Annotated in this window: 10 protein-coding genes; 8 read left to right on the forward strand and 2 right to left on the reverse strand. The window is 41.5% G+C overall.

Translation table 11 applies throughout. The features are described 5' to 3' along the window. Nucleotides 1-55: 55 nt before the first annotated feature. Genes rsxA through lpxM form a run of 8 tightly spaced genes read left to right on the forward strand, consistent with a single transcriptional unit; the run spans nt 56 to nt 7,863 of the window. On the forward strand, nt 56-637 hold the full coding sequence (rsxA, locus tag ACWIW0_RS03365) for an electron transport complex subunit RsxA (RefSeq protein ID WP_454452199.1): 582 nt from the start codon (nt 56-58) through the stop codon (nt 635-637). Next, the gene (rsxB, locus tag ACWIW0_RS03370; RefSeq protein ID WP_454452200.1) at nt 637-1,281 is read left to right on the forward strand and encodes an electron transport complex subunit RsxB; all 645 of its coding nucleotides are present in this window, start codon (nt 637-639) and stop codon (nt 1,279-1,281) included. The genes rsxA and rsxB overlap by 1 nt, the downstream gene beginning before the upstream one ends. Continuing rightward, nucleotides 1,271-3,790 (forward strand): electron transport complex subunit RsxC, encoded by a 2,520-nt coding sequence (rsxC, locus tag ACWIW0_RS03375; protein ID WP_454452207.1) that lies wholly within the window; start codon nt 1,271-1,273, stop codon nt 3,788-3,790. Before rsxB ends, rsxC begins: the two co-directional genes overlap by 11 nt. A gap of 19 nt (nt 3,791-3,809) precedes the next feature. Next, nucleotides 3,810-4,451: a trimeric intracellular cation channel family protein gene (locus tag ACWIW0_RS03380; RefSeq protein WP_218194703.1), complete on the forward strand. Its 642-nt coding sequence runs from the start codon at nt 3,810-3,812 to the stop codon at nt 4,449-4,451. Nucleotides 4,452-4,480: 29 nt separating this feature from the next. Then, the gene (gene rsxD, locus ACWIW0_RS03385; RefSeq protein ID WP_454452201.1) at nt 4,481-5,554 is read left to right on the forward strand and encodes an electron transport complex subunit RsxD; all 1,074 of its coding nucleotides are present in this window, start codon (nt 4,481-4,483) and stop codon (nt 5,552-5,554) included. Further along, nucleotides 5,554-6,189, forward strand: a complete 636-nt coding sequence (rsxG, locus tag ACWIW0_RS03390) for an electron transport complex subunit RsxG (protein ID WP_454452202.1) — start codon at nt 5,554-5,556, stop codon at nt 6,187-6,189. The genes rsxD and rsxG overlap by 1 nt, the downstream gene beginning before the upstream one ends. Before the next feature lie 12 nt (nt 6,190-6,201). Further along, the gene (locus tag ACWIW0_RS03395) at nt 6,202-6,897 is read left to right on the forward strand and encodes an electron transport complex subunit E (protein ID WP_454452203.1); all 696 of its coding nucleotides are present in this window, start codon (nt 6,202-6,204) and stop codon (nt 6,895-6,897) included. Nucleotides 6,898-6,915: 18 nt separating this feature from the next. Next, complete coding sequence (lpxM, locus tag ACWIW0_RS03400; RefSeq protein ID WP_454445075.1) at nt 6,916-7,863, forward strand: lauroyl-Kdo(2)-lipid IV(A) myristoyltransferase; 948 nt, start codon at nt 6,916-6,918, stop codon at nt 7,861-7,863. A 1-nt stretch (nt 7,864) separates the two neighbouring features. Here the strand turns inward: lpxM and pflA are convergent, their stop codons facing one another. Then, complete coding sequence (gene pflA / locus ACWIW0_RS03405) at nt 7,865-8,605, reverse strand: pyruvate formate lyase 1-activating protein (protein ID WP_454451026.1); 741 nt, start codon at nt 8,603-8,605, stop codon at nt 7,865-7,867. A gap of 189 nt (nt 8,606-8,794) precedes the next feature. Next, the coding region (locus ACWIW0_RS03410) for an autotransporter domain-containing protein (protein WP_454452204.1) at nt 8,795-10,928 on the reverse strand (2,134 nt) is incomplete at its 5' end.

A 10,928-nucleotide genomic window follows, 5' to 3' on the forward strand; every position in this document is an offset into this window, starting at 1 on the left:
CATTTGACAGAAAAAACGGATAATACGCCCCATTTTTGCGATAAATGTGTGGGATATGGTTGAATATATTTTATTGATAATTAGTACCGCCTTAATTAACAACTTCGTGTTAGTTAAATTTCTTGGGCTTTGCCCATTTATGGGGGTATCCAAAAAAGTTGAAACAGCAATAGGTATGGGAATGGCAACAACCTTTGTCTTAACCGTAGCCTCTTTAGCGGCATACTTAGTTGAAACCTTTATTCTGACACCATTAGATGCTCATTTTCTGCGTACTTTAGTCTTTATTTTACTGATAGCAGTGATCGTGCAGCTCACAGAAATGATTATTCATAAAACAAGTCCGACACTCTACCGCTTATTAGGTATTTATTTACCGCTTATTACTACAAATTGTGCAGTGCTTGGTGTTGCTTTACTCAATGTGAATTTAGCTAATAATTTAGTGGAATCTGTATTATATGGATTCGGTGCTGCAGCTGGTTTTTCACTTGTTCTCGTATTATTTTCAGCCCTGCGTGAGCGTTTAGCTGCCGCTGATGTACCCGCTTCATTTCAAGGGGCATCAATAGCGTTAATTACCGCAGGCTTAATGTCATTAGCCTTTATGGGCTTTACTGGTTTAGTCAAAATCTGATGATTGATTCTCAAATTATTTATTACATCATTGGTATTATTGCCCTTATCGCCCTTATTTTTGGAGCGGTACTAGGATACTCGTCCATAAAATTAAAAGTGGAAACCGATCCTATTGTTGAGCAAATTGATGCCCTATTACCGCAAAGCCAATGTGGGCAATGTGGCTATCCTGGTTGTAAGCCTTATGCGGAAGCTATTGCAAACGGCGATATTATCACCAAATGCGTGCCAGGTGGTCCACCATTAGTAGTTAAAATTGCCGATTTAATGGGGGTTGATGTACCTGAAATGGAAGGTGAAACCCCAGAAACAAAAGTTGCACTTATCCACGAAGATATGTGTATTGGTTGCACCAAATGTATTCAGGCTTGCCCTGTTGATGCGATTATCGGGACAAATAAAGCAATGCACACTGTGATTGCCGATCTCTGTACAGGGTGTGAGTTATGCGTTGCCCCTTGCCCGACCGATTGTATTGAAATGATTTCAGAGAAGAAAACCATAAAAAATTGGAATTGGAAATTTGATGCGGATTTAGTAATCCCAATTCTAAATACTACGGATATTGAAAAAAGAATGGTTGTAGGTAATAAACCGATTGAAATAGAACAAACTGGGGGAGCTGATGTTAATGCAAAATGATGTATTAGATCGTATCCGCCAGCATAAACTATGGGATTTTCCTGGTGGAATTCACCCAGCAGAAATGAAACAGCAATCGAACCAAAAACCTATTCGTACGCTTCATTTACCTAAATATTTTTATGTTCCAGTGGTGCAACACGCTGGTAGTGCGGGTGATCTTATTGTGAATGTCGGGGATAACGTCCTAAAAGGGCAAGCCTTGACTCGTGGTGAACATTACCGACAATTACCTGTACACAGCCCAACATCAGGTAAAATTATCGCTATTCAGCCTTATGTTTCTTGCCACCCATCAGGAATTGCCGAACTGACAGTTGTCATCGAAACAGACGGCAAAGACCAATGGATTGAACGCCAACCTATTGATGATTTCTTAAGTTTAACTGGTGAACAAATTATCGAGAAAGTCTATCAAGCTGGAATTGCCGGCTTGGGCGGAGCGGTGTTCCCGACATCAAGCAAATTACAATATGCTGATAAACGTTGCAAAGTGTTAATTATCAACGGTGCAGAGTGTGAACCTTATATCACTTGCGATGATAGATTGATGCAAGATTATACAGCAGAGATGATAGAAGGTATTCGTATCTTACGTTATGTTCTTCGTCCTGAAGAAGTGGTGCTTGCAATTGAAGATAATAAACCGAAAGCAATACAAGCGGTTGAAAAAGCACTAAAAGGTGCAAATGACATTAGCGTAAGAGTTATCCCAACCAAATATCCGTCTGGTGCAAGCGATCAACTTGTGCAAGTTCTGACAGGATTAGAAATCCCACAAGGTAAACGTACCATCGAAATGGGCATTGTAATGCACAACGTGGGAACAGCTTTTGCCATTAAACGAGCGGTTATTGATGATGAACCTTTAATTGAACGTGTAGTAACATTAACAGGCGATAAAATTCGCAATAAAGGTAATGTGTGGGCAAGACTGGGAACACCTGTTATCCATTTATTAGAACAAGTAGATTACCAAGCTGATGAACGTTTCCCTGTCTTTTTAGGTGGGCCAATGATGGGCTTTATCCTACCATCTTTACAAGCCCCAATTACCAAAACAGCAAACTGTTTAATTGCACCTGATCATTTTGAATATGCCCCACCACAAGCAGAACGAAGCTGTATTCGTTGCTCAAGCTGTTCTGATGCTTGTCCTGTTGGGTTATTGCCACAACAGCTTTACTGGTTTGCTCGTGCTGAAGATCACGATAAATCAAAAGAATATCATCTTGATGCTTGTATTGAATGTGGTGTGTGTGCTTACGTTTGCCCAAGTTATATTCCACTTATCCAATACTTCCGCCAAGAAAAAACCAAAATTCACGAAATTGAAGAAAAAGCACGCAAAGCGGAAGAAGCCAAACAACGATTTGAAGCGAGAGAAGCTCGCTTAAATAAAGAAAAAGAAGCAAGAACTGCCCGTATTCAACAGGCAGCAGAAAAACGCCGAGAAGAAGTTGCCAACAGTGTTGGGGAAGACCCAGTTAAAGCTGCACTTGAGCGTCTTAAGGCGAAAAAAGCGGAAAATACCGAAAATAGCAATGAGCAATCAACTCCGACTATTCAAGCCAAAGCCAATGGGGAGCCTGATAATAGTGAGTTGATGGCACAACGTAGGGCAAGACGTTTAGCAAAACAAGCTCAACAAACAGAAAGTGCCGATCCACAAACCAATGTGGAAACATCTGCAACGGTTGCAACCGAAACGCCAGCGGAAACCGATCCACGCAAAGCGGCTGTGGCGGCTGCTCTTGCAAGAGCCAAAGCAAGAAAAGAAGCACAACAAGCGCTCGATTCCGAACCACAAAATGCAAATATGGAAACTGTCGCAACAGTTGCAACCGAAATGCCAGCGGAAACCGATCCACGCAAAGTGGCTGTGGCAGCTGCTCTTGCAAGAGCCAAAGCAAGAAAAGAAGCACAACAAGCGGTCGGTTCCGAGCCACAAAATGCAAATATGGAAACACCTACAACAGTTGCAACCGAAACGCCAGCGGAAACCGATCCACGCAAAGCGGCTGTGGCAGCTGCTCTTGCAAGAGCCAAAGCAAGAAAAGAAGCACAACAAGCGGTCGGTTCCGAACCACAAAATGCAAATATGGAAACTGTCGCAACAGTTGCAACCGAAACGCCAGCGGAAACCGATCCACGCAAAGCAGCTGTGGCGGCTGCTCTTGCAAGAGCCAAAGCAAGAAAAGAAGCACAACAAGCGGTCGGTTCCGAGCTACAAAATGCAAATATGGAAACTGTCGCAACAGTTGCAACCGAAACGCCAGCGGAAACTGACCCACGCAAAGCGGCTGTGGCAGCTGCAATCGCAAGAGCCAAAGCAAGAAAAGAAGCACAGCAAGCGGTCGGTTCCGAGCTACAAAATGCAAATATGGAAACACCTGTAACAGTTGCAACCGAAACGCCAGCGGAAACTGACCCACGCAAAGCGGCTGTGGCAGCTGCAATCGCAAGAGCCAAAGCGAAAAAAGAAATGCAACAGAATAACAATAAATAACGCAACATAAGGAAACGTAATGAACCCAATTCACGATTTAATTCCTGCTTTCCCTTGGTCATTTCTCTTTATCCAAGATTTGATCGGTACTATCGTTTTTGCGATCTCAGGGGCAATTGCGGCAAGACAGCACAAAATGGATCTTTTTGGAATGTTTGTACTTGCCTTTGTAACAGGTGTCGGTGGCGGTACATTGCGTGATGTAATGATCGGTAGCACCCCAGTATTCTGGATGAAACAGCCGATCTATGTATTGATGATTGCACTTGCAGTAATCATCACTGCTATTTTTCGCAACAGCTTAAATAAAGCAGGTTGGCAACAAGGATTACTGATTTTTGATGCCATCGGCTTAGGCGTATTTACGGTTATTGGCGTGCAAAAAGGGCTTGATTTCGGTTTACATCCGCTAATTTGTGTCGCACTTGGTGGGGTAACAGGTTGCTTTGGTGGACTGATCCGCGATATTTTGCGTAATGAAGTACCTATTATTTTACAAAAAGAAGTCTATGTTACAGCCAGTTTAATCGGTGGTATTATCTTTATTTTGTTCCGCGAGGCTGGTTTTGAAAGTAATTGGATTGATGTAGCAACCGTCACAACCGTGATTGCAATCCGAATGCTCACTATTCGATTAAATCTACATTTGCCGAAAATTTAATGGGCGATATATAACAAGGAAATATACCAATGTTCAAAATGATCAGCTCACCCCATACTCACTCAAGCAATCTCACCGTTAATTTTATGCTATGGGTGATTGTTGCGATGCTACCTGCACTTTTTGTGCAGTGGTATTTCTTTGGGTACGGTGTGCTTATTCAAATCGCACTAGCGGTAAGTTTAGCCATTATTATTGAAATTGCTGTTGCAAAACTTCGCCAGAAACCGACCGCTTTCTATGTGGAAGATATGTCAGGTATTTTAACCGCTTTTATTTTAGCAATGGCAATCCCCCCTTATGCACCCTATTGGATTATCACCATCGGAATGATTGTGGCTTTATTACTTGCCAAACACGTCTATGGTGGATTGGGGCAGAATTTATTTAACCCTGCAATGATCGGCTATGCGTTACTGCTCGTTTCTTTCCCTGTACAAATGACTGCGTGGCTACCGCCGACAGCACTACTGAATGAAGCACCTACTTTAGCTGATAGTTTTTCCTTGATCTTTCAAGGCGTAACCACTGATGGCTTTACTATTCACCAGCTTATTCAAAGTGTGGACGGCATTTCTTCCGCAACGGTATTAGATGGCTCAAAAACAGCTATGACAAGTATTAAAGATAGCATTTATCGTGCTATGTTATTTGATGAGCTACTTGAAAAAGTATTCTTTGGCGGTTGGGGACAGATCAATTTAGCCTTTTTATTCGGTGGATTAGTTCTGATTTACAAGCGGATTATCCATTGGCAAATTCCAGTGGCAATGTTATCGACCTTTGCGATTTTTAGTTTACTTCACGATCTCTTTTTATGGCAAAACAGTGATGCAATCTGGGGAATGCCACTTCACTTATTCAGTGGTGCGATGATGTTTGGTGCATTTTTTATTGCGACCGATCCTGTATCTGCATCTATTACACCGAAAGGTAAATTGATCTTTGGAGCATTGGTCGGACTATTAGTTTATTTGATCCGCTATTTAGGTAACTACCCTGACGGTGTTGCCTTTGCAGTGTTGTTAGCCAATATTTGTGTACCGCTGATTGATCACTACACTCAACCTCGTTTATACGGCACAAAACAAGGACGAAAATAATGCAAACGTCTAAAATTACTACAACTTATGCCCTAATTTTAGGGATAATCGCCCTAATCTGTGCAGCCGTTTCAACAGGGATCTATCTTTTAACCAAAGGGCGAATAGACCAAGTAGTCGCACAACAGCAGCGAGATCTACTACTTGAAGTCATACCGCAACACTATTTTGATAATGACCTGTTAGCCAGTTGCAAAACAATTAAGTTACCTGATGCACCTTATCTCAATAAAATATATAGTGCAAAAAAAGGGCAAGATCTTACCGCTTACGCATTACAAGCTACCGCACCTGATGGGTATTCGGGGAATATCGTTCTACTTATCGGTATTCAACCTGATGGAAAAGTGCTAGGCGTGCGAACATTAGAGCATAAAGAAACTCCGGGGCTTGGCGACAAAATTGAAACTCGAATTTCTAACTGGATTTATAGTTTTAATGATAAAACATTCAGCCTAGCTGATGAAAATCGTTGGACAGTTAAAAAAGATGGTGGTGATTTTGATCAGTTTACAGGGGCGACAATCACACCAAGAGCGGTAGTAAACAACGTTCGACAAACTGCAAAATGGGTGATTACAGTACTTAATCAACAGCCACAGTTAATTGAAAACTTTACCCAGTGTAAAGAGTAGAAAAGGCAAGGTATGACAGATAATCAAATTCCAATTCAACAAATTGATGACGATATTCCCCAAACTCCGCAAACATCTATATGGGGAAATATTTTCACACAAGGTGTTTGGTCAAATAATGGAGCTTTAGTCCAACTACTTGGGCTTTGCCCGCTACTTGCAGTGTCAAATAACGTGACCAATGCGTTAGGACTAGGTTTAGCAACGCTACTAGTGCTGATTATTACCAATAGCTGTGTGTCGCTCTTTCGCAAGGTAACACCACACGATATTCGTATTCCTATTTATGTAATGATTATTGCAACAGCCGTTACCGCTATTCAGCTACTAATGAATGCGTTTGCGTATCCTGTTTATCAATCATTAGGTATTTTTATTCCATTGATTGTAACAAACTGTATTGTTATTGGGCGTGCCGAGGCTTTTGCCTCTAAAAATAATCTCATTCACTCTGCCTTTGATGGTTTCTCAATGGGAATTGGTGTGACCTTAAGCCTAGTTTTGTTAGGTGCATTGCGTGAGATTATCGGCAATGGTACGCTATTTGACGGATTAGATTTATTACTCGGCGAATGGGCAAAAAGTTTAAAAATTGACCTACTTCAGCTTGAAAGCGGTCTATTACTGGCAATTTTACCCCCAGGGGCTTTTATTGGTTTAGGGATTATTCTTGCCTTAAAAAATAAGATTGACCAAAAACGCAAATAATGATTAAGAGAGATAACAATGGGACGTTTTACACAACAAGTTGGCTATCAACATCAATTTTCTTGGCACTTTTTACACCCTAAATATTGGGGCGTGTGGCTAGGCGTTATCGGGTTAATTATTTTGGCTTACGTTCCCTTTCGACTACGAGATAAACTTGGTGTATGGGTAGGCAAAATTGTTACCAAACGATTGAAAGGTAAAAAACAGTATCATCGTGCTGATGTCAATCTACGCTACTGTTTTCCTGATTGGAGTGAGCAACAGCGAGCAGAAGTTATCGAAAAAATGTTTATTACTGTTGCCCAAACAATGTTGGGTATTGGCGAAATTGCCATTCGCTCGGTGAAACATATCCAAAAACGCAGTGCCTTTTCTAACTTAGAGATTGTCCGAGAGGCAAGAGCAAAAGGAAAAAACGTGATCTTGCTTGTTCCACATACTTGGGCGATTGATGCGTCAGGCATTGTGATGCACACTTATGGAATGCCAATGGTATCAATGTATAACCCACATCGAAACCAATTAGTCGATTGGTTATGGAATGCAACTCGTGAGCGTTTTGGAGGGAAAATGCATACTCGTCAAAACGGAATTAAACCTTTCTTAAATGATGTGCGTAAAGGTAATTTAGGCTACTTTCTTCCCGATGAAGATTATGGGGAAGAACTTAGTGTTTATGCACCATTCTTTGCCACAGAAAAGGCTACCCTACCAGGTTTAGCCAAAATGGCACGAGTAACCAATGCCGTTGTTATTCCAATGTTTCCAATTTACAACGCCGAGAAAGGCGTTTATCAAATTGAAATTTTGCCACAAATTGAATTTGATGAAAGCCCAGAACAATCTGCGAGAGAAATGAACCGCATTATTGAGTACTTTGTTGAAAAAAATCCAGAACAATATGTCTGGATTTTACGCTTACTCAAAACTCGCAGAGACGGGGAAGATATTTATAAGAAGTGATTTAAAACTTCACCGTATGCCCATAACTTTCTAAAATCCCTTTAATATGTTCAAGGGATTCTTTCGTTGGTGGCATTACATCTTCAAGTTCATATTTATGCCCTAGGGTTTCCCATTTATGAGCCCCTAAGCGATGGTAAGGTAACAGCTCGACCTTCTCAATATTCTGCATTCCTTGAATAAACTGCCCTAAACGGTGTACCGAATCATCATCATCGGTATAACCTGGCACAACCACATAACGTATCCAAGTCAGTTGATTACGCTTTTGTAAGTAGCGTGCAAATTCAAGGGTTCGTTTATTGGGTACACCAATTAAGTTTTGATGAATTTGATCATTCAGTTGCTTTAAATCGAGTAATACAAGATCGGTATGATCTAACAAATCATCAATAGTTTGATCATAATGGCGAACAAAACCATTAGTATCTAAGCAAGTGTTTATCCCTTCGGCTTTGCAGGCTTTAAACCACTCTTTTACAAACTCCGCTTGTAGCACCGCTTCTCCACCAGAAGCGGTTACACCGCCCCCAGTGGCTTTCATAAAATGTTTATAAGTTACCACCTCTTTCATTAGATCTTCTACGCTGATTTCTTTACCACCATCAAGATCCCAAGTATCTCGGTTATGGCAATATTTACAACGCATTAAGCAACCTTGCAAAAAAAGAATAAAACGAATCCCAGGCCCATCAACTGTTCCACAAGATTCATAAGAGTGATAACGTGCAAGTACAGACATTTTATATCCTTATTAAAATACATTTCATTCTACAAAAAAATCTAGATGCTATTCTACTACATACTGCTAGCACAATTAGAGAATTTTTAAACTTTTTATCGGTTAGATCAAAATATGGCAGGTGATCTAATCATTGATTACCTGCCATACTATTATCATATAACTATCTAGGAACTAGACGTTTTTCTATTAAAACGAAATGGATAAGTTAGCACTAAAGCGTTTTTGTTTACCCATTTGTTTACCTTGACTAATACCACCCAGTACATCTAGTTGAATATTTTTAAATTTGACCGCTAAGCCAGCATCAACAGTATGCTGTTTATCTGATTCAAGGTTGAAATTATAGCCATTCACTTTAATCTGATTATGACTATTGTGAATCGCATAGCTCCAAGAAACGAGCGGTTTAAACTCTAGATCCTGATTTACTTTTAACGTATAACCTACATTAACGCCCATTAAATAAGACATTACTTTCGAGCTATCTGTTTCAATGTTTGCTCCACTTTGTTGATAAGCTGCTTTACTTAGATAGCTATATCGAACACCTGCAAATGGCTTAATTTCTAGGTTAGTTAAGTTAAAGGCTTTACCTGCAGTAAGACCAACTTGCGTTAGATCTCTATTCACTATTTCTAGCTGACCATCTTGAGAAATTTTATTCTTCAATTTACCCCAGCTAATATCAACAGCTGCAAATTCTCCGCTTGGTAACTGATATTTTGCGTAAGAAGAAAGCATTCTCAATCTAGACTGCTCACTAGAACTATCTGCAAAACGGTGGCTACCTTTCGACTCAGTCAATGCAACCCCAGCCACTAAAGAATCACTCAATCTAAAATCAGCACCTATTTGATTTTGCTTCCCTTTTGTTGAGTAATCTCTGTAGTTATCAGAATGATAGTTGCCATTCAATGACTTCGTATTTACCCATACATCTGTATATTCTTTCGGCATATTCATATTTGTTAAATGCTGTCTAATGCTATCTCCAGTATTTGTAATTGACTGAATGGAAACTGCAAGATCCGATACCGCTGTATTTGTGTATTTACTAATTCCCTCTTTTTGAACTTTTTCTTGGCGTTTAGCCTCTTCTTCAATTTGACCTTGATGCTCTGCCTCTTCTTGAGATTTACGCTCACTCTCAATTTGACCTTGACGCTCTACCTCTTCTTGAGATTTACGCTCACTCTCAATTTGACCTTGACGCTCTACCTCTTCTTGAGATTTACGCTCGCTTTCAATTTGACCTTGATGCTCTGCCTCTTCTTGAGATTTACGCTCGCTTTCAATTTGACCTTGACTCTCTGCCTCTTCTTGAGATTTACGCTCACTTTCAATTTGACCTTGATGCTCTGCCTCTTCTTGAGATTTACGCTCGCTTTCAATTTGACCTTGACGCTCTACTTCTTGACGCTTACGTTCTTCTTCCGCTTGACGTTGACGGTCGGCTTCTTCTTGGCGTTTACGTTCTTCTTCCGCTTGACGCTGACGCTCTGCTTCTTCTTGGCGTTTACGCTCTTCCTCTGCCTGACGTTGACGGTCGGCTTCTTCTTGACGCTTACGTTCTTCTTCCGCTTGACGCTTACGGTCCGCTTCTTCCTGGCGTTTACGCTCTTCTTCTGCCTGACGTTGACGATCTGCTTCTTCTTGGCGTTTACGTTCTTCTTCCGCTTGACGCTGACGCTCTGCTTCTTCTTGGCGTTTACGCTCTTCCTCTGCCTGACGTTGACGCTCTTCCTCTGCCTGACGTTGACGCTCTGCTTCTTCTTGGCGTTTACGTTCTTCTTCTGCCTGACGCTGACGATCTGCTTCTTCTTGACGTTTACGCTCTTCTGCGTGGCGTTGACGCTCGGCTTCTTCTTGACGTTGACGCTCTGCTTCTTCTTGGCGTTTACGCTCTTCTTCTGCCTGACGCTGACGCTCTGCTTCTTCTTGGCGTTTACGCTCTTCCTCTGCCTGACGTTGACGGTCGGCTTCTTCTTGGCGTTTACGTTCTTCTTCCGCTTGACGTTGACGCTCTGCTTCTTCTTGGCGTTTACGCTCTTCTTCCGCTTGACGTTGACGCTCTGCTTCTTCTTGGCGTTTACGTTCTTCTTCCGCTTGACGTTGACGATCTGCTTCTTCTTGGCGTTTACGTTCTTCTTCCGCTTGACGCTGACGGTCGGCTTCTTCTTGGCGTTTACGTTCTTCTTCCGCTTGACGTTGACGCTCTGCTTCTTCTTGGCGTTTACGTTCTTCTTCCGCTTGACGTCGACGCTCTGCTTCTTCTTGGCGTTTACGTTCTTCTTCCGCTTGACGCTGACGCTCTGCTTCT

This window comes from Ursidibacter sp. B-7004-1 (genome assembly GCF_053654055.1).